General features: G+C 74.1%; 19 protein-coding genes and 1 riboswitch. Of the genes, 12 read left to right on the plus strand and 7 right to left on the minus strand.

What is annotated here, in order from left to right; all coding sequences use genetic code 11:
* The first annotated feature begins 67 nt into the window (after positions 1–67).
* The 7 genes from ACH4PU_RS13285 to ACH4PU_RS13315 all read left to right on the plus strand — a co-directional run bounded on the left by ACH4PU_RS13285 (position 68) and on the right by ACH4PU_RS13315 (position 8,637).
* Entirely contained in the window at positions 68–781 is a 714-nt protein-coding gene (locus ACH4PU_RS13285; protein WP_398270572.1) for an aminoacyl-tRNA hydrolase, read from the plus strand.
* Between the two features lie 639 nt (positions 782–1,420).
* Positions 1,421–1,624, plus strand: coding sequence for a cold-shock protein (locus ACH4PU_RS13290; protein ID WP_185943992.1), 204 nt, complete (start codon positions 1,421–1,423; stop codon positions 1,622–1,624).
* Between the two features lie 233 nt (positions 1,625–1,857).
* Positions 1,858–3,345, plus strand: coding sequence for a DEAD/DEAH box helicase (locus ACH4PU_RS13295; protein ID WP_398270576.1), 1,488 nt, complete (start codon positions 1,858–1,860; stop codon positions 3,343–3,345).
* 52 nt (positions 3,346–3,397) lie between these two features.
* Entirely contained in the window at positions 3,398–3,757 is a 360-nt protein-coding gene (locus ACH4PU_RS13300) for a CBS domain-containing protein (protein WP_398270579.1), read from the plus strand.
* A gap of 120 nt (positions 3,758–3,877) precedes the next feature.
* Positions 3,878–4,090, plus strand: a complete 213-nt coding sequence (locus ACH4PU_RS13305; protein WP_398270581.1) for an SCO5918 family protein — start codon at positions 3,878–3,880, stop codon at positions 4,088–4,090.
* Between the two features lie 670 nt (positions 4,091–4,760).
* Entirely contained in the window at positions 4,761–5,111 is a 351-nt protein-coding gene (locus tag ACH4PU_RS13310) for a helix-turn-helix domain-containing protein (RefSeq protein WP_398270584.1), read from the plus strand.
* Positions 5,112–6,501: 1,390 nt separating this feature from the next.
* Positions 6,502–6,675, plus strand: a riboswitch (M-box (ykoK) riboswitch).
* A 309-nt stretch (positions 6,676–6,984) separates the two neighbouring features.
* Positions 6,985–8,637, plus strand: a complete 1,653-nt coding sequence (locus tag ACH4PU_RS13315) for an NRAMP family divalent metal transporter (RefSeq protein WP_398270587.1) — start codon at positions 6,985–6,987, stop codon at positions 8,635–8,637.
* A gap of 107 nt (positions 8,638–8,744) precedes the next feature.
* On the opposite strand, the gene ACH4PU_RS13320 is transcribed toward ACH4PU_RS13315, so the two are convergent.
* Both ACH4PU_RS13320 and ACH4PU_RS13325 read right to left on the minus strand, forming a co-directional pair.
* Positions 8,745–9,110 (minus strand): darcynin family protein, encoded by a 366-nt coding sequence (locus tag ACH4PU_RS13320; RefSeq protein WP_398270590.1) that lies wholly within the window; start codon positions 9,108–9,110, stop codon positions 8,745–8,747.
* Positions 9,111–9,162: 52 nt separating this feature from the next.
* Complete coding sequence (locus tag ACH4PU_RS13325; RefSeq protein WP_398270593.1) at positions 9,163–10,065, minus strand: NAD(P)H-binding protein; 903 nt, start codon at positions 10,063–10,065, stop codon at positions 9,163–9,165.
* 105 nt (positions 10,066–10,170) lie between these two features.
* Between ACH4PU_RS13325 and ACH4PU_RS13330 the strand changes: the two genes are divergently transcribed.
* The 3 genes from ACH4PU_RS13330 (at position 10,171) to ACH4PU_RS13340 (ending at position 12,015) form a co-directional block, all read left to right on the plus strand.
* Positions 10,171–11,169, plus strand: coding sequence for a LysR family transcriptional regulator (locus ACH4PU_RS13330; RefSeq protein WP_398270908.1), 999 nt, complete (start codon positions 10,171–10,173; stop codon positions 11,167–11,169).
* Between the two features lie 204 nt (positions 11,170–11,373).
* Positions 11,374–11,634 (plus strand): alpha/beta fold hydrolase, encoded by a 261-nt coding sequence (locus ACH4PU_RS13335; RefSeq protein ID WP_398270596.1) that lies wholly within the window; start codon positions 11,374–11,376, stop codon positions 11,632–11,634.
* Between the two features lie 72 nt (positions 11,635–11,706).
* Entirely contained in the window at positions 11,707–12,015 is a 309-nt protein-coding gene (locus tag ACH4PU_RS13340; protein ID WP_398270599.1) for a BlaI/MecI/CopY family transcriptional regulator, read from the plus strand.
* A 49-nt stretch (positions 12,016–12,064) separates the two neighbouring features.
* On the opposite strand, the gene ACH4PU_RS13345 is transcribed toward ACH4PU_RS13340, so the two are convergent.
* The 3 genes from ACH4PU_RS13345 to ACH4PU_RS13355 are packed head-to-tail and all read right to left on the minus strand — an operon-like array spanning position 12,065 to position 13,447.
* Positions 12,065–12,430 carry a hypothetical protein gene (locus tag ACH4PU_RS13345; RefSeq protein ID WP_398270602.1) on the minus strand — a complete coding sequence of 122 codons (366 nt, stop codon included), beginning with the start codon at positions 12,428–12,430 and terminating at the stop codon, positions 12,065–12,067.
* On the minus strand, positions 12,421–12,687 hold the full coding sequence (locus ACH4PU_RS13350) for a hypothetical protein (RefSeq protein ID WP_398270605.1): 267 nt from the start codon (positions 12,685–12,687) through the stop codon (positions 12,421–12,423). The genes ACH4PU_RS13345 and ACH4PU_RS13350 overlap by 10 nt, the downstream gene beginning before the upstream one ends.
* 46 nt (positions 12,688–12,733) lie before the next feature.
* Positions 12,734–13,447 (minus strand): nuclease-related domain-containing protein, encoded by a 714-nt coding sequence (locus tag ACH4PU_RS13355; protein ID WP_398270608.1) that lies wholly within the window; start codon positions 13,445–13,447, stop codon positions 12,734–12,736.
* Between the two features lie 157 nt (positions 13,448–13,604).
* Here ACH4PU_RS13355 and ACH4PU_RS13360 point away from each other — a divergent pair, with 157 nt between their 5' ends.
* Both ACH4PU_RS13360 and ACH4PU_RS13365 read left to right on the plus strand, forming a co-directional pair.
* Entirely contained in the window at positions 13,605–14,390 is a 786-nt protein-coding gene (locus tag ACH4PU_RS13360; protein WP_398270612.1) for a TIGR04222 domain-containing membrane protein, read from the plus strand.
* Between the two features lie 136 nt (positions 14,391–14,526).
* Entirely contained in the window at positions 14,527–16,137 is a 1,611-nt protein-coding gene (locus ACH4PU_RS13365; RefSeq protein ID WP_398270615.1) for an alpha/beta hydrolase, read from the plus strand.
* 81 nt (positions 16,138–16,218) lie between these two features.
* Here ACH4PU_RS13365 and hemQ read toward each other — a convergent pair whose 3' ends face one another.
* Entirely contained in the window at positions 16,219–16,935 is a 717-nt protein-coding gene (hemQ, locus tag ACH4PU_RS13370; protein WP_398270618.1) for a hydrogen peroxide-dependent heme synthase, read from the minus strand.
* Positions 16,936–16,940: 5 nt separating this feature from the next.
* A complete protein-coding gene (hemG, locus tag ACH4PU_RS13375; RefSeq protein WP_398270621.1) occupies positions 16,941–18,368 on the minus strand; it encodes a protoporphyrinogen oxidase in 1,428 nt (475 codons plus the stop codon).
* Positions 18,369–18,387 lie beyond the last annotated feature (19 nt).

The following is an 18,387-nucleotide window of genomic DNA, read 5'->3' on the forward strand; positions in this document are numbered from 1 at the left end:
ATGCCCCCGATTCCCGGATCACCATAGCGGCCCCGGGGCCCCGGCGGTCGGCTGGCAGACTGGCTCCGTGACCAGCTCAGAAACCGGCATCCCGGCCGACTCCGCCGACCCCCGCGACACCGCGCCGCAGTTCGTCCTGCCCCTGGTGGTACGGATCGAGAAGGCCGCCCCGCCGGCCCGTACCGACGCCCTGGAGACGGCGGCCCGCGCGGTGCTCGTCCTGCTGTCGGACGAGCGCTCCACCGGGGAAGGCGAGTGGGCCGAAGCCGTACGGGACTGGCAGGACGCCCGGATCCGCAAGGTCGTCCGCCGGGCCAGGGGCGCCGAGTGGCGCCGGGCCTCGGCCCTGCCCGGGATCACGGTGACGGGCGAGACGGCCGAGGTACGCGTCTTCCCGCCGGTCCCTCTCGACGGCTGGCCGCCGGAGCTGGTGAAGCTCCAGGTATCCGGCACCGACCTGGACGACCCCGCCGCACCGGGCCCCGCCACCCCCGAGCGGCCGGTGCTCTGGCTCAACCCGGAACTGGAGATGTCCGCGGGCAAGGCGATGGCCCAGGCCGGACACGGCGCGCAGCTGGCCTGGTGGCGCCTGGACGACACGGCCCGCAAGGCGTGGCGCGAGGACGGCTTCGCCCTCTCCGTACGCACCGCCGCCCCCGCCCGCTGGGCGGCCCTGACCTCGAGCGGCCTGCCCCTCGTCCGCGACGCCGGCTTCACGGAGATCGCCCCCGGCTCGGCGACGATCGTCGCCGACCACCCGGCACTGCGCGGGCGCTCCTGACCGTTCCCGCGGGCCGACGCCCGTAGCCGGGTGAGTTCTCCGACCACGGGTGGCACCCGGCGCCCGGCCGCGAGACGGTTCGGGGCCCTCGTACGGGGATGAGTCGCCGTCGCGCGGCACGCGGGGCCGGAACCGGGAGGACAGCCGGGAGGCCGCGGGCGGGGCGTGTTCGCCGGCCGCCCTGCCCGACGGCGGGCGTCGCCGCGAGCGCCACAGGCCGGCCTCCACGAGCGCCGGCCACCGGCCGTCGCGCTTCGCCGGCGATGTGACCCACGTCGCGATGGGCGGTCTCGGCGGGTCCGCCCCTCGCGCCATGCGCTGACGACAGGGGCAGTGGTACGTCTCCCGTCGACGGTGGTCACACGGGTGCGCGGACGCCTCGGGGCAGAAAAGGCCGCGCCCATGGGGATCGATATCTGTTCCCGTGACACGAGAAAATGGGCACGGGGCTTGTCGAATAATTTTCGACCGCCGACCGGAGCGGAATTATCGACCGTGCAAGGCCGATCGCACCGTGCTACCGTCGATCCCAGTTGCAGGTGTGGTTGCCAGAAGGTTCATTTCCTACGGGGTAATCACCACGGCGACACGGAATTTGCGCAGGGTGAATTCCCGACACCGTCTCCCGAGGAGAATGACATGGCCAGTGGCACCGTGAAGTGGTTCAACGCGGAAAAGGGCTTCGGCTTCATCGAGCAGGACGGCGGCGGCGCCGACGTCTTCGCCCACTACTCGAACATCAGCGCCCAGGGCTTCCGCGAGCTGCTGGAAGGCCAGAAGGTGTCGTTCGACATCGCGCAGGGCCAGAAGGGCCCGACGGCCGAGAACATCGTCATCGCCTGACACCGGCACCGACGTACTTCGCAGCCGGGGCCCGCACCATGGGGGTGCGGGCCCCGGCTCGCTGTTTTTCAGGGCGCGCGGCGGAAGGCTCCGCCGCATCTCCGACCGACCGGTGGCACATTCCCACCGGTCCGGCCCGGCCCATTTCACATCCGGCTCGTCTCTCGAGATTCTCTGCGCCGATCGCCTGCTGCGGGAATTCCTTGCCACGTGCCCGTCAAGGAAGGTTCCGCATGCAGCGTTCCCGCCCCACCCACACGTCCGACCGCTTCGGAGGAGGCGCGGCCGGCCGCTCCGGTGGCCCGCGCCGGCCCAAAACCCACGGAAACGGAAATCGCCAGGCCGTGCGGGGCGAATTCGCGCCGCCGAAGACGCTCACGCCGGCGCTGCCCGCCGTCGGGGCCTTCGCCGATCTCGCCATGCCCGCACGGCTGCTGGCCACGCTCGGCCACGAAGGCCTGACCGTACCGTTCCCGATCCAGGCGGCGACCCTGCCGAACTCCCTGGCCGGTCGTGACGTGCTCGGCCGGGGCCGCACCGGCTCGGGCAAGACCCTCGCTTTCGGCCTCGCCGTACTGGCCCGTACGGCGGGGCGGCGTGCCGAACCGCGGCAGCCGCTCGCCCTCGTCCTCGTCCCCACCCGGGAGCTCGCCCAGCAGGTCGCCGACGCGCTCGCCCCCTACGCCCGCTCCGTGGGCCTGCGGCTGGCCACCGTCGTCGGCGGGATGTCCGTCGGGAGGCAGGCCGGTGCGCTGCGCACCGGGGCCGAGGTGGTCGTCGCGACGCCCGGGCGGCTCAAGGACCTCATCGACCGGGGCGACTGCCGGCTGGACGGCGTCGGCATCACGGTCCTCGACGAAGCCGACCAGATGACCGACATGGGCTTCATGCCCCAGGTCACGGCCCTGCTCGACCAGGTGCGTCCCGACGGGCAGCGCATGCTCTTCTCGGCCACTCTGGACCGCAACGTCGACCTTCTGGTCCGCCGCTATCTGACGGACCCGGTGGTTCACTCCGTCGACCCGTCGGCGGGCGCGGTCACCACGATGGAGCACCACATCCTCCACGTGCACGACGCGGACAAGCATCGGACGACCACCGAGATCGCGGCGCGGGACGGCCGAGTGATCATGTTCCTCGACACCAAGCACGCGGTGGACCGGCTGACCAAGCACCTGCTGAGCAGCGGTGTCCGCGCCGCGGCCCTGCACGGCGGCAAGTCCCAGCCGCAGCGCACGCGGACGCTGGCCCAGTTCAGGAGCGGGCACGTGACGGTACTGGTGGCGACCAACGTCGCGGCGCGCGGGATCCACGTCGACGACCTCGACCTGGTCGTCAATGTGGATCCGCCCGGCGACCACAAGGACTACCTGCACCGCGGCGGCCGCACGGCCCGCGCCGGCGAGTCCGGCAGCGTCGTCACCCTGGTGACCCCTGGTCAGCGGCGCGCGATGAGCCGGCTGATGGTCTCGGCGGGCATCACCCCCCGCGTCGCCCAGGTGCGTTCGGGCGAGGCGGAGCTGAGCCGCATCACAGGCGCCCAGGCCCCTTCCGGTGTCCCGGTCGTCATCACCGCGCCGGACGCGGAACGCCGCCGTGGACCGTCCTCCTCGTCCCAGGCCCGCCGGGGGCACCGGGGCCACGCCGGCCGGGGCCGGTCCGTCGGTGAAGCGGGATCCCGCGGACCACGGCGGCGGACCGGCTTCGGCTCGGCCGCGTAGCACTGCTGTGATCGCGAGTCCCCCCCTTTCCGCTTTCCGCCAGGAGGCGCGCATGACACCGTCGCGAACGCAGCGGCACGGAGTGGATCCCTCCCCCAGGGCCGTGGCCGGGGCCCTGCCCGACGACAGGGACACGTCCGGTCCACGGGTCCGTGACGACATGACGGTCGAGGTGGCCCTGGCCCTCATGGCCGGCGCCCGTGTCGATCACCTCGTCCTCTGCGACGGGGACGACCAGAGCACCGGCCTGATCACCCTGGCCCGGCTCACCGTTCTCCGCGGCAGCCTCACCTACACGGACCGGCTCCGCCTGCGGGACGTCCTCGCCGGACCGTCCGGCCCGCCCGGCGCCCGGGCCGGGGCCGTCGGTGAGCACGGCCGTGCCCCGGACGTCCTCGCCCTCGCCCGCTGATCCCTCCGCGGTAAGGCATCACGCGCCGCGTCATCGCCCGGTACCCGTTCGAGCCGACCAGGAGCGGGGCGGTGGCCTCGATGAAGGGGCGTCGCGCCCGGGTTCGTCACGGACGAGTCCGTGACCATCGGCCGCCGCCACCCGGTCAGGCAAGCGGGCCAGGTCGGCACCCGACAGGACCGCCGCGACTTCACCGGCGGCGAAGCGATCCGGTCTCCGGCCTGCCTCGGCTTCACCTGCCACGATCGCCCCGCGGCCGCGCCACCGAGTGTCCCCGACGCGCTCCGGACCGCGTCGGCGCCGCTCGGAGGCAGCACCTTCCCGGAGGTGTGAAGACGGGCGGTCGACCGCCACCGGAGCCTTGTGAGGGCCCTGCCGACACGCGTCGGCAGGGCCCTCACCGTTCTCCGCGGCCCCGACGGCTCGGCTCCCCGTGCCGTTGTCGCAGGCCACGATGCCTGCGGCCGGCGAACACCAAAATCTGTTTTTGTCGGCGTAGACATTGGCTCCCGGCACGGTTAGTCTTTTTCTCGTCGACACGGTCCAGAGAGACCCGGCAGACACGAACTGGCGGGTAGCAGCATTCGAAGTTCGCAGGACGGTGCGGATCCGGAGCTCCGAAGCCAAGGCGTTCGCAGGACGGCGACGGGGCTGGGAACCGCACTGGGCGGCTCGCAGGTCGAGGGGCCGCCACCGGTAGCACCGAAGCAGTACCGCAGTACCCGTTTCACCCAGTGTTCGGTTCACAGCAAGGACGGAGGAGCAGACGCCATCAGGATCGCCCGGTCCGGGAAGCTCTCGGTCCGGGTACCGCAAGACCCCCGATTGGATGGTGGTCCCCGGTCACGCAGCCGCGATCCCCGCACCCCTCCCCCTCACGGGCCGGGTAGCGGAAACAGAAGGTCGGCAGAGCATTAGGGCCGACGGATGGTGTTGAATTTCCTTCGGGGCCCTGGTGCCATACGGCACCAGGGCCCCTCGACGCGTTGCACAACGAGGTGACATGACAGCAGACACACCGCTCAGCGACCGCCTGGACGACGATGACTATCCCGCGTACACCATGGGCCGGGCCGCCGAGATGCTCGGCACGACCCCTGCCTTCCTCCGGGCCATCGGTGAGGCTCGTCTGATCACTCCGCTGCGCTCGGAGGGCGGACACCGCCGGTACTCCCGTTACCAACTGCGGATCGCCGCCCGCGCCCGCGAACTCGTCGACCGGGGCACCCCGATCGAGGCCGCTTGCCGCATCGTCATCCTCGAGGACCAGCTCGAGGAAGCCCAGCGCATAAACGCCGAGTACCGCCGTGCCTCGCAAGAGGCCTCCGGCGCTTCCGGCCCCGGTCCGGGCTGATCGCGGGGCGCGGGGGCGCTCGCGGACCGGCAACCCCTGGCGACGACTGCCCCCTGCCGGCCGCGCCCCCGGCCGACGGCGTCCGCCCTCCCGCCCTCACCGGGCTCGCACCCGGACCGGGGACGACGGCCGCCGGCCACCCGGCGTTGCCCGGGCGCTCCCGACCGCTTCCGCGCCTGGCCCGACGCGGGCGGGCTGCCCGCGCCTCCCGACGCCGGCGCGAGCCTGTGGCCCGTTCGCACCGCGGCGGGTCCAAGGCCCCTCCCGCGCCCAGCACACCTGTTGCCTCGTCAGGCAACTCCCCGCCAGGGTAAGTCGACCGCGCGACCGGCTCGCGAGGACCCGTGCGCGGACTCGGCCGGCCACGCCGGTGCTGCGGCGCCCGGCGCGGGTGCTGGTGCGGTGCCCCCGTGACGGAACCGGGCCCGACACCCAAGGTCCTGGGCTGCTGCCCGAGTTCGCGCTGCCCGTCGATCCGGTGGCCCACTCCGGCCCCCGGGAGGAGGAATTCCGGACGGGCTTCTCCACTTGACGCGGTGCACCGGGCACCGCGCGGCTGTCCCTGGGGCGGCCGCGCGGTGTGCTCGGCAGACGGCTGCGCGCCGACGAAGAGGCGGCAAGGTGACCCTCGTCGGCGCCGGGCTGCTCAACCGGCCCGAGTGCACCGCGCGCACGCTCGGCGCGCTCACTGAGGCGGACGTCCCCACCACCTGGATCCTCGCCTCGCGGCTCCGGGCAGGAAGCCCTTCTCCCGGCACGGCGCCGGTACACCGGTGGGCGCGCCAAGGACGCGGGTCCACTCCGCTGCGCAGAGGTTCGACTTTCAGACCCCACCGCGTCGCTGTCCGGCCGGTCGACCCCGTCGCCGACCGGCCCTCCCACCGGGTCGGCCACCCCTTCCCCAGCCCCCGGGGCGTTCCCGGCACCCCCTGCGGCGCCGGAGGAGGGCACCGTCTCCGCGGACTCGCCGCCGCGCGGCAGCAGCGTGGTCAGGGCGATGACGGTCAACCTCGTGAACATCCTGCCGCTGTGCGGGGCAGGCACTCGCCCACCCGGACCCGGACCTGCCACCGCTCGCCCTCGTCCTGTCCGGCGCGGTGTGCTGCCTGGCGTTTTACCGCGGCCGACGGCTGTCCTCCCGGACGCGCCGCGACCGGCCGGACGGCGTCTCCCTCACCTTCGCCACCGGCATGAACAACAGCAGTACCGCCGCCGTGCCGGCCGCCTGCCGGTTCTCCCACCGCCCCGAAGTGCTCTGCCGGTCCCCTCCTGTCAGCCTGCCGCAGAAGGTCGCCGCCGGAGGCGGAGGCGTCCGGGCGTCAAGGTTGAGTCAAACACTTGCGTCCAGACGCAAGTGTCGCGCTATGCTGCTGGACGTTCGACAACGTTTGAGGCACCTCGTTCGGTGAGGCGTCTTCACGGACACAGGCCACTGACCCCACGACGTCGAGAGACGCCCAGGGTCAGGACAGATCTCCCCGGCCTAAGGGGTGATCCCAAGTGGCTGCCCCTGCCGGGGGATTACGCCGTGGAGTGCCAAAGCTCTGACGAGTTGGGGTGAGCCGCTCCCTTCCGGGCCGGCTGGCTCCTTGCCGTGTCCGTTACGGCGCCCGCGCGCGCCCCGGCCGGGAGGAGGCGAGAGACATGGACGGCAACAGCCACAGTCCGGGCCACAGTAGGCCCCTCATCCATATGTCCTCGTTGACCTCCGGCACACGGTAACGACCTTCCCCGCGCTCTTCCGCGCGACAGCCGACGCGGCCCGTTCCCGTCGCGGCACCCCGCCGCCTCGGGTCCTCGTGCTGCCCGCTCGCGGGGAGGATCGCTGCCGCGCGCCCCAGACCTCCCCCGACGGGGGAACCGGGAGGCTGTCATGACCGACCTCACCACCACCGCTCCGGCCGTACCCGCGCCCCGCACCGCCGCCGTGCTCGACGACGCCCACGTCGGCGACATCCGCGGCGCCCTGGGCACCATCAGGCTGGACGACACGGCTCCGCGCCGGGGCCTGTCCGCCAAGCTCAAGACGCTGCTCGCGATCGTCGGCCCCGGCCTGATCGTGATGGTCGGCGACAACGACGCCGGCGCCTTCGGCACCTACACCCAGGCGGGGCAGAACTACGGCACCAGCCTGCTGTGGACCCTCGTCCTGCTGATACCCGTGCTGTACGTGAACCAGGAAATGGTGCTGCGGCTCGGCGCCGTCACCGGTGTCGGGCACGCGCGGCTCATCCTGGAGCGGTTCGGCAGGTTCTGGGGCGCGTTCTCCGTCATCGACCTGTTCCTGCTCAACGCCCTCACGCTCGTCACGGAGTTCATCGGCATCACCCTGGCCGTCGGCTACCTCGGGCTGCCGAAGGTGCCGAGCGTGCTGCTGGCCGCCGTGATCGTGGTGGCCGCCGCGTCCACCGGCTCGTTCCGCCGCTTCGAGCGCACCGCGATCCTCCTGTGCGCCGGCTCGCTGCTGCTCGTCCCCGTCTACTTCATCGTGCACCCCGCCACCGGGCGGATGGCGCACGACCTCGTCGTCCCCGGCATGCCGCAGGGCGCCCGGCTGTCGGACGTCATGCTGCTGATCATCGCGATCGTCGGCACGACCGTGGCGCCGTGGCAGCTGTTCTTCCAGCAGTCGTACGTGATCGACAAGCGCATCACCCCGCGCTTCATGCGGTACGAGAAGGCGGACCTGTGGCTGGGCATCGGGATCGTCGTCATCGGCGCGGCCGCCATGATGGGCTTCTGCGCCGCCGCGTTCGCCGGGCACGGGGAGGTCGGCCACTTCACCGACGCCGGTGACGTGGCGACCGGTCTGGAGAGGTACGCGGGGAAGACCGCGGGCGTGCTGTTCGCCATCGCACTGCTCGACGCCTCGATCATCGGCGCCTCCGCCGTCTCCCTCTCCACCGCCTACGCCATCGGCGACGTCATGGGGCTCAAGCACTCCCTGCACCGCGGCATCAGGGGCGCCAAGGGCTTCTACGCCGTCTTCGCCGGGCTCATCCTCACCGCCGCGGTCATCGTCGTCATCCCGGGCTCACCGCTCGGCCTGCTGACCGAGGGCGTACAGACCCTCGCCGGCGTCCTGCTGCCCTCCGCCTCGGTCTTCCTGCTCCTGCTCTGCAACGACAAGGCCGTCCTCGGGCCCTGGGTCAACGGACGCGCGATGAACGTGTTCACCTCCCTCGTCGTCGCCGTCCTCGTCACCCTGTCCGTCATCCTGACCGCGGCCGTCCTCTTCCCGGACATCACCTCCGCCACGATCCTCGACATCATGGGGGTCTGCGGCGTCGCCGGCATCCTCGCCCTCGGCTACGCCGAGACGCGCCGCCGCCGCAAGGGCTGGGCCCCCGCCGGGCCCGTCGACCGCACCGGCAAGGAGAACTGGCGGATGCCGCCGCTGCACGAGCTGCCCCGGCCCCTCGTCTCCACCGGCCGCAAGGTCGGCCTCACCGCCCTGCGCCTCTACCTGCTCGCCGCGACGGTCCTGGTCGTCGTCCGTATCACGCAACTCGCCCTCGGAGCCTGAGCGTTGCCGGGCGGCGCGGCGGGCCTGCCGCGCGGGCCCGCCGTCCGGCGGCAGGGCCGGCACCCCCGAGCCCGGGGGATCAGGCGGCACCGGTCCACGCCGGAGCGTCAGGTGCTGATGGTGGCCGCGGTGTCGAAGCCGTACGTGCGGGCGTAGCCGTTCTCCACGCCGACGAGGAGGTCGACGACCTCGAAGTAGTGGTCCCAGAACGGCGTTTCCCGCAGCGCGTCGATCAGGAGCTGGTACGCCGCGTGGTCGCGGGCCTCCCAGAGCCAGACGTCGGTGACGCGCGTCGAGTAGAACTCGGTGTCGAAGAAGCGGGACCGGACGCCGGTCGTCCTGGCCTCGATCACGGGGACGATCTCGGTGGTGAGGGCGCGCATCCGCTCCTCGGGGGTCTTGTCGAGCCATGCGCGCGTGGTCTTGACGAGCATGAAGGCGGTGACAGGGGCTTCGGTTTCCTGAGCGGACACAGTGATTCCTTTGGTGGAAGGGGGATTGCGGTGCGCGGACTCGCGTCCGCGGTCAGGACAGGACGGTCAGGACGGCGGGCTTCAGCACCCGGGCGCACCAGTCCTCGAAGGCGGTCGGGGTCGCGGTGTCCGGGGTGCGGGTGACGCCGGCGTCGAGGCCGTCGTCCTTGGCCCGCTTCATGTCGACGACACCCCGGACGAACGCCTCGTCGAGGCCGTGTCCGGCGAGCTCCGCCCGCAGTTCGTCGAGCGACCGGCGCTCGTAACGGACCGGGCGGCCCAGCAGCCCGCTCATGATCCGCGCGAGGTCCTCGGGCGAGACGTCCTCGGGGCCGAGGACGGGGACGCTGCCGGTGCCGGTCCAGCTCCGGTCCAGCAGCAGGCGGGCGGCGACGGCGGCGACGTCCGCGACCGCGACGAGGGGGGCCTTGCGGCCGGCGTCGACGGTGTCGGTGAAGACGCCCCGCTCGCGGAGGGAGGCGGCCTCCTCCAGCAGGTTCTCGAAGAAGGACGGGCAGGCGAGGGCACGGTAGGCGACGCCGGTGCCCGCGATGAGGTCGTCCATGGCCAGGGAGGCCGTGACGAGCCCGGCGCGGCCGGCGGCCGGGGTGCCGCGGCCGAGCGCGGAGACGCCCACGACGTGCCCGACCCCGTGGGCGGCGAGGGCCTTCGCGGCCGGGCGGGTGAAGCCGGAGAAGCCGTCGTCCGGGGACAGGGACGGGTCCGGCGGGACGAGCCAGAAGACCGCGTCCGCGCCGTCGAAGGCCCGGTCGACGACCTCGGCGTCGCCGTGCGAGCCGGTGACCACCTCGACGCGGTCGCGCACCGCGTCGGGGAGCCGGGCCGGGTCGCGGACGACCACGCGCAGGTCCTCGCCCCGCGCGGGGGCGGATTCCAGGAGCAGCGGCAGCAGCCGGCGGCCGATGTTCCCGGTGGGAGCAGTGATGACGATCAAGGGAAACCCCAGGGTTCGTGCCGGATCGGTACGCCTCTCATCCTGGGAAGTGACACCCTGTTGCCACAATGGGAACTTCGGCAACGCATCATTGCCGGGAACGGAATAACCCTGGTGAACAGCCCTGAACCGGTGATCGACGCCCAGCTGGCCGTCGCCCTGAACGCCCTGCTGGTCGAGCGGAGCGTCACCCGCGCCGCCGCGCGCCTGCACACCTCGCCCGCGGCCATGAGCCGCACCCTGGCCCGCCTCCGCCGGGTCCTCCAGGACCCCCTCCTCGTCCGGGCCGGGCAGGGCATGGTGCCGACCCCGCGCGCCCAGGAGCTGCGGGACGAGGCGGCGGAGGTGGTACGCCGCCTCGGGGCGCTGCTCAGCCCCGGCTCGGAGGTCGACCCGGCCTCCCTGCGCGGCACCTTCACCCTGCAGGCCGCCGATCTGGTCGGCGCGGCGCTCGCCCCCGGGCTGCTGGAGCTGGCCCGGGAGGAGGCGCCGGGGGTCTCGCTGCGGCTGCGGGCGGAGGAACTGGAGGCCGGGCCGGCCCTCCGCGACGGGCGGATCGACCTGGAGGTCGGGGTGATCGACCACGTCGACCCCGAGACCCGCGTCGAGGAGCTGGTCACCCTGCGGATGGCCGCCGCCGTCCGGCCCGGCCACCCGCTCGCCGGGGAACCGCCGACCCCGGCCCGGCTCGCCGCCGCGGAACACGTCGCGGTCAGCCGCCGAGGCCGGTTCACCGGGCCCCTCGACGCCGCCCTCGCCGAGCGGGGCCTCCGCCGGCGGGTCACCGCCGTCCTCCCCAGCCACCTGGCCGCGATGCACCTCGTCGCCCACAGCGACGTCGTCTGCCTCGTCCCCGCCGCCCTCCCCGGCGCCGCCCCCTCCCCCCTCACCCGGACCGCCACCGCCCTCGGCCTCCGCCTCCTCGACATCCCCCTGCCGCTCCCGCCCGTGACCATGGGCATGGCCTGGCACCCGCGCCACGCCGCCGACGGGGCCCACCGCTGGCTCCGCGAGGCCGTCCGCCGGACGCTGACCGGGGGCGGCCCGTCGACGGAGGACCACCTCCCGGCCCCCGAACTCCCGCCCGGCGACAGCGCGTTGTAACAGGCAACCCTGGTCGCCGGCTGGTCCCACTCGACCGGGCCCCGCGACCGGTTCTCCTTCGAGACCCGGCTCGGGCTGGGCCGCACGGACCGCGAACCGTTCAAGCGGTTCTCCGCGCTGACCGGCTACGGCGCGGCCGCCCTCGACGGCTTCGGCCACGACGGACTCGCGCGGTACCTCGACGACCCCTGGCCGCCCGTCGGCATGCTCCGCCGGACCGAGCCCGGGCTGCGCGTCGACATCCGCGGCCTGCTGCCGCGCATCACCGCGCCGACCCTGGTCGTGGGGTTCGCGGACGACGCGATGATCCCGTTCGCCGGTTCGCGGGACCCGCGCGCCGCGATCCCCGGCAGCCGCCTCGTGGAGAGCCCCGGCCAGGGCCACATGGACTGGTTCGCCGACCCGAACGAGCCGGCGTTCCTCACCCGCGCCTTCCTCGACGGCACGACGGCACCCGCCGCGTGACCGCGAGCCCGGGCGCACCCCCTCCGTTCCGCCGCGTTTCCGGGCGGCCCCTTACACTCGTCTGTCGGGTCCGTGACCGGACCCCTGCACCACGTGATCACGTCGTGCACGCCGGACAGCGGAGGAAGCGAGGACATGGGAGCGGGCACACCTGCCGCCGCGGTACGCCGCGGCCGCCGCCGCGCGAGCGGCACGCTGGAGTGCGAGGTCCTCGCGGCCCTGCGCCGAGCGGGCACCCCGCTGACCCCGCGCGAGGTCCAGCGGGAACTCCCGGGCGCCCTCACCTACTGCACCGTCGTGATCATCCTCCGCCGCCTGCACGGCAAGCACGTGCTCACCCGGACACCCCGGGGCCGGGGGTACGCGTACGCGGCGGTCTAGAACGCGTTCCGCCACCCGGCGGTCCGGGCCGGGCCGCACCCGTACGCGGTCAGCGAGCGTCTCGCTCCGCCTCGCGCTCGGCGGCGAACTCGTCGAGCAGCTCGAACAAGGTCTCGATCGCCCTCTCCTCGTCCTCCGGCGGCAGTGCCCAGAAGTCGTCCCAACCGCGCGGGAGCGCGATGTGCAGAACCTGGCCGGGCCAGGCATGCTCGCAGTCGCGGCCGCGACGGCCGACGAGCCAGTCGCGCCACCCGGCCAGACCCGGGCCGCCGTGCCGGACGGCATGCTGGTCGTAACCCGTCAGAAAGGCGGCCAGCGCGTGGAAGGACGGCTTGCCGACGTACATGCCGGGACGTCGGCCGACGCAGGCGAAGTACTCGCGCTCGGTCATCTCCGCGAGCGGCTTCAACCGCACACCGCCTGCTCGTCGGTGCCGTCGCCCCAGCCGGAGCGGAGCCTGCGTCGGGCCGCCTCGAGGCGCTCGGCGTAATCCGCCGCGAAGATTTCGGGCAGTGCGGTGTCGAGCGCGCCCGCGAGCCGGTGAACAGGCGCCCACACCGCCGGATCGTCGACGAGCCGGCTGAGGCCCGTCATCCGCACCCGTTCGAGCCAGTCCGACAGAACCAACGCCTCGTCAGGGGTGAGTCTGATGACGATCTCCGCATTCTCCACGGCCCGAACTGTAGCCCGGCGACCGCACGGAGGCGTTGGCGGCCCCTCAACAGCCGAGCCACAGCCGCCTGTTGCGCGCCACCGTGTGAACGCGATCCACCCGGTCCGGATGGAGGACGCCCCCGAGGACCCCCAGCCCCGCCACCTGACGGAGCATCAGGACGCGGACGTCGCCGCGCTCGGACTCGTCGTGCACCTCCGTGGCGCCGGTCAGGACGACGACCGGGCCCACCGGGACCGGGAAGCCGCAGCCGCGGGTGAGGACGAGGGAGGCGCGGGCGGCGGTCTGGCGGGCGTGGCGCACCGCGGGGCGGGGGTGGCGTTCGCGGGGGAGGCGGATCACGGCGTCGTCCGCGAGCGCCGGGGCGCGGCGGGTCGGTTCGACGAGGACGGCGAAGACGCCGCCGGGACCGATCAGCAGGTGCGGGATGACTGCGTCGCCGGGCAGGACGACAGAGTGCAGCACCTCCCAGCCGCCCGTGGTCAGCCCGTCCAGGGCCGCTCCGACCTGCTGTTCGGCGGCCAGGGCCCGGCGCCAGCGGTCCTCCACGGGCCGGCGGCCGAGCAGCCGGGCCAGCAGGAGGGTGCCGTGGCCGGCGCGGGACGTGTCGAGCCGGGCGCGGAGGGTCTCGCCGGGGCGGTTGGGTGCCAGGTCGTCGTCGGGCGGCAGGAACAGCCGGTCCGGGTCGTACCTCCGCCCGACCGCCCCGCCCTTCGCCCCCGGACCCGCTCCGGCTCCCGTTCCCGGCCGCTCGCGCACGCCCATCACCCCCACCCGCCATCTTGCCGCAGGACGGCGGCGCCGGACCCGTACGCCGCTCGCCGGGTCGGGCGCGAATCCTTCGCACCACCCAGCCAAATCCCGCATTCCGGACACGGAGGTGCGCGAGAGGCGGACCGTCGAGTAGAACACCCGTATGTGGGTCGTTCTGCTGATCGTGACGTGCGTGGTCGCCGTCGCCGCCTGCGCCCGTCTGTGCCACGCCGCGATGGCGGCGGCGGGCCCCGCGCCCGGCCCGGCCGCCGCCGGGTTCGACGCCCTGACGCTGTACGAGACGGCGTTCCTGAACGGCGGCCCGCACCGGGTCACCGACCTCACGCTGGTCGCGATGGCCCGGCAGCGGCGGCTGCTGCTGGCCCACACGGGGTGGGCGACCGTCGTCGACCCGGTGGGCCGGGACGAGGTCGAGCGGTCGGTGATCACCGCGATGGGCCCCGACGGCCAGTCCCCCGTGCCGCGGATACGCGCCGCGCACGGCACGGCCGACGCGGTGCGCGCCCTCGCGGACCGGCTCACGGCCGCCGGCCTGGTGGTGCCCGCGCGGGTCCGCCAGGAGGTCGCCGGCGCCGTCCGGCAGGTCCGGGCGGCCTGTGTGCTGTCCCTGCTCACCGCGGTGGCCACGTTGCTGACGCTGCCGGACGGCGCCGCGTTCGGGCGGACCGCCGGCTGGCTGGCCGTGCCGCTGGTACTGACGGCCGGCTGCCTGGCCATCGCGCGGTACGAGGTGAACCCCGACACCCTCTGGGCCTCCACCGCCGGCCGGGCGCTCCTCGACCAGGCGCCGGTGATCCGCCCGGCCGACGACGCCGGGCAGGACGACGTCGGCCTGCTCACCTCCCTGGCCGTCCACGGCCGCCGCGCCCTCCGCGACCCGGAGCTCCGCGCCGCCCTCGCGGAGACGCTGGCGGCCCACCGCTACTGACGCGCCGCGGGCCGCGCGCGGGGGCCACCCGGAGCCCATCGGGCCCAACTCCCCCGACATCTCCCCCCGGTGCTTTACTTCGCCGGTCTGCGAATCGAATATCCCTTTTGTCGCAAATAGATATGAAGGGACGCCCGTGCGCGCAGTCGCCCTCTACGGAACCGTCGGATCCCTCCTCCTCACCGGCCTCACCACCCTCACCTCCGCTCCGGCCGCCCACGGCGCCGGAACGCTCCGCTCTCCCGCGGCCCCCGCGGCCCCCACAGCTCCCTCCGTCGCCGACAGCCCCGCCGAGGCCCGCGGCGTGGTGCTCGCGGCCGAGCGGGCCGCGGCCAAGGGCATCGCGTTCGGCGCGTGCCCGTCCGTCGAGGGCCTGCCCGCACCCGTGGAGTGCGGCACGTTCTCCGTCCCGGTGGACTACGCCCGCCCCAACGGCAAGCACATCAGCCTCACCGTCAGCAGGGGCCACGCCACCGGTGACCGCTCGCTCCGGCAGGGCGCGCTCGTCTTCAACCCCGGCGGCCCCGGCGGCTCCGGGATGATCTTCCCGCTGCTGGCCGGCCTGCCGGCCTGGAAGAGGCTCGCCGAGGCGTACGACTTCATCGGCTACGCGCCGCGCGGCGTCGGCCGCTCCGCCCCGCTCTCCTGCGTGGACCCGGCCCGCTTCGAGCGCGGCCCGAGCGTCGCCCCCGAGCACCCCACCGCCGCGTACAAACGGCAGCGGATCGCCCAGGCCAAGGCGTACGCGCGGGGCTGCCTCCGCAAGGCCGGCCCCGACCTCCGGCACTTCACCAGCCGCAACAACGCCCGCGACCTCGACGTCCTGCGCGCGGCCCTCGGCGAGCGGCGGCTCAACTACATCGGGGCGTCGTACGGGACGTACTTCGGCGCCGTCTACGCCACCCTCTTCCCCGGGCACGTCCGGCGCATGGTCTTCGACAGCGTCGTCAACCCGTCCCCGCGCAAGATCTGGTACCAGAACAACCTCGACCAGTCGGCCGCCTTCGAGCGCCGCTGGTACGACTGGCGCCGCTGGGCGGCCCGGCACCACGCCGTGTACCGCCTGGGCCGCACCGAGCACGAGGTGCTGGCCGCGTACCACAAGGCCGTCGACCGGCTGCGCCGCCGGCCCGCGGGCGGCAAGGTCGGGCCGGCGCAGCTCCAGGCCCTGTTCCTCAAGGCCGGCTACACGGACACCGCCTGGGCGCGGGCGGCGGGGGCGCTCGCCGCGTATCTGCGCGGCGACGAGGGGCAGTTGGTCGCGCTCGCCGGCGGCGCCTCCGGGAGCCCGGCCGCCGAGAACGGCAACGCCGTCTACACGGCCGTCGAGTGCAACGACGCGCCCTGGCCGCGCGACTGGTCCCGGTGGAACCGCGACAACGACCGCCTCGCCCGGCGGGCGCCGTTCGAGACGTGGAGCAACGCGTTCATGAACCTGCCGTGCGCCTACTGGAAGGCGCCGCGGCAGCGGCCGTTCGAGGTGGGGACGGCCCGCAGGGCGCTGCCGCCCGTCCTGCTGCTGGCCGCCGAACGGGACGCGGCCACCCCGTACGCGGGCGCCCTGGAGCTGCTGCGCCGGCTGCGCGGCTCGGCGGCCCTGGTCACCGAGCGGGACGCGGGGACGCACGGGATCGGCGGCGGGCCGAACGCCTGCGTCAACGGGTACTTCGAGAAGTACCTGCTCACGGGTGAGCTGCCGGCGCGGAACGTGACGTGCGCGGGCCGCCCGGAGCCGCGAGCGACCTGAGGTCACGACGACGACGGCCGCCGGCCGGGCCTTCCGGGCCCGGCCGGCGGCCGTTCTTCGTCACAGGGCGCCGCACCGGGCTCAGGCCAGCCCGGCCACCAGGTCCGCGACCGCCTTGCGGCGGCCGGTGAAGAACGGGACCTCCTCGCGGACGTGCATCCGCGCCTCGGACGCCCGCAGGTGGCGCATCAGGTCGACGATCCGGTGCAGCTCGTCGGCCTCGAAGGCGAGGATCCACTCGTAGTCGCCGAGCGAGAAGGACGCGACCGTGTTGGCCCGGACGTCCGGGTAGCCGCGGGCCATCTTGCCGTGGTCGGCCAGCATGCGGCGGCGGTCCTCGTCGGGCAGCAGGTACCAGTCGTACGAGCGGACGAAGGGGTAGACGCTGACGTACTCGCGGGGGTTCTCGTCCGCGAGGAACGCCGGGATGTGCGACTTGTTGAACTCGGCGGGGCGGTGCAGCGCCATGTTCGACCACACCGGCTCCAGGGCGCGCCCGAGGCGGGTGCGGCGGAAGCGGCTGTAGGCGCTCTGGAGTGCGTCCGAGGTCTCCGAGTGCCACCAGATCATCACGTCGGCGTCGGCCCGGAGCCCGGAGAGGTCGTACGTGCCGCGCACGGTGACGTCCTCCTTGGCGAGGGCCGCGAACAGCTCCTCGACCTCTTCCGCCCAGCCGGAGCGGTCCTCCGGGAGCACGTCGCGCAGCTTGAACACCGACCAGAGCGTGTAGCGGATGACCTCGTTGAGGTCCTTGGCCTTCTTGCCGGCGTTCGGGGTCTTCCGGTCGTCAGTCGTCATGCCCCCTATTGTCCCCCCGCGTCCCCGGCGCTCTGCGGCAGGGTGGCCATCAGCTCCTCGGCCGCGCGGCGGGCGCCGCCGACGCAGGCCGGGATGCCGACGCCGTCGTAGGCCGCGCCGCAGACCCGCAGCCGGGGCAGCCCGGCGACCCGCTCGCGGACGCGCGCCACCCGGTCGAGGTGGCCGACGGGGTACTGCGGGAGGCCCTGGTCCCAGCGGGTGACACGGCCGGCGATCGGCGTGGCGTCCAGGCCGACCGCCTCGTGGAGGTCGGCCAGCGACAGCTTGACCAGGTCGGCGTCGTCGCGGTGCAGGTCGTCCTCGTCACCGTGGCGGCCGAGGGAGGTGCGCAGCACGAAGACGTCGGGGTCGGCGGCGGCGATCCAGCCCCACTTGTTGCTGGCGAAGGTGGACGCCTTGATCCGGCGGCCGTCGCCGGGCGGCACGAGGAAGCCGCTGCCGGCCGGGAGCCCGGCCACGTCGGAGCGGCGGAAGGCCAGGGTGACCAGGGCCATCGAGGCGTACTCGACGCCGGCCAGGTCGGCCGCGGCGGCGTCCGCCGTGCCGGCGAGCAGCCGGGCGGTGGCGGGCGCGGGCGTGGCGAGGACGACGCCGTCGGCGGTCAGGTGGGCGTCGCCGAGGTCGAGGCGCCAGCCGTCGGCGGTCCGGTGCAGGCCGGCCACCGGCGTGCCGGTGCGGATCTCGCCGCCGGCCGCGCGCACGGCGTCGGCGGCGGCGAGCGGCAGCCGGCCGATGCCGCCGTCGATGCCGGCGAAGACCGGTCCCGCGTTCGGCGGGGCGGCGGCGATCAGCGCGCGGACGCCCTCGGTGAGCGAGCGCCGGCCGCGGGCGGCCTCGAAGAGGGTGGGGACGGCGGCGCGCATCGAGGTGCGGTAGGCGTCGCCCGCGTAGACGCCGCCGAGCAGCGGTTCGACGAGCCGGTCGACGACCTCGGGGCCGAACCGCCCGGCGACGTAGGCGCCCACGGCGACGTCCTCGCCCGGCTCGGTGGGCGGCAGGTCCGCCTCGCGGGCGGCGGCGGCCAGGCCGTCCGGCGAGAGGACCCCGGAGGCGGCGAGCGCGTCGAGGTCGCCGGGGACGCCCATCAGCTGGCCCTTGGGCAGCGGGCGGAGGCCGTCGCGGGTCCAGACGCCGGCGGTGGCGGTGGCCGGCGGCTGGAGGCGGTCGCCGAGGCCGACGGCGCGGGCGAGCGCGACGCCCTCGGGGCGGCGGGCGAGCATCGACTCGGCGCCCAGGTCCACGGGGACGCCGGCGATCTCCCCGGCGAGCAGCTTGCCGCCGACCCGGCCGGAGCCTTCCAGGACCGTGACGCGCACACCCCCCTCCAGCAACCGGAGGGCGGCGGCCAGTCCGGAGATACCGCCGCCGACGACGGCCACGTGGGGCACGCGGGTGTGGGCTTCGCTGCTCATGGCCTCACTGTCTCAGACG

Source organism: Streptomyces sp. NPDC021100 (genome assembly GCF_044333095.1).
Classification (GTDB): Bacteria; Actinomycetota; Actinomycetes; order Streptomycetales; family Streptomycetaceae; genus Streptomyces.

Coding starts and splice junctions, on each gene's coding strand:
- ACH4PU_RS13360 (WP_398270612.1), top strand. CDS start 13,605: ATGTGGGTCGTTCTGCTGATCGTGACGTGCGTGGTCGCCGTCGCCGCC.
- ACH4PU_RS13290 (WP_185943992.1), top strand. CDS start 1,421: ATGGCCAGTGGCACCGTGAAGTGGTTCAACGCGGAAAAGGGCTTCGGC.
- hemG (WP_398270621.1), bottom strand. CDS start 18,368: ATGAGCAGCGAAGCCCACACCCGCGTGCCCCACGTGGCCGTCGTCGGC.
- ACH4PU_RS13310 (WP_398270584.1), top strand. CDS start 4,761: ATGACAGCAGACACACCGCTCAGCGACCGCCTGGACGACGATGACTAT.
- hemQ (WP_398270618.1), bottom strand. CDS start 16,935: ATGACGACTGACGACCGGAAGACCCCGAACGCCGGCAAGAAGGCCAAG.
- ACH4PU_RS13295 (WP_398270576.1), top strand. CDS start 1,858: ATGCAGCGTTCCCGCCCCACCCACACGTCCGACCGCTTCGGAGGAGGC.
- ACH4PU_RS13300 (WP_398270579.1), top strand. CDS start 3,398: ATGACACCGTCGCGAACGCAGCGGCACGGAGTGGATCCCTCCCCCAGG.
- ACH4PU_RS13335 (WP_398270596.1), top strand. CDS start 11,374: ATGCTCCGCCGGACCGAGCCCGGGCTGCGCGTCGACATCCGCGGCCTG.
- ACH4PU_RS13315 (WP_398270587.1), top strand. CDS start 6,985: ATGACCGACCTCACCACCACCGCTCCGGCCGTACCCGCGCCCCGCACC.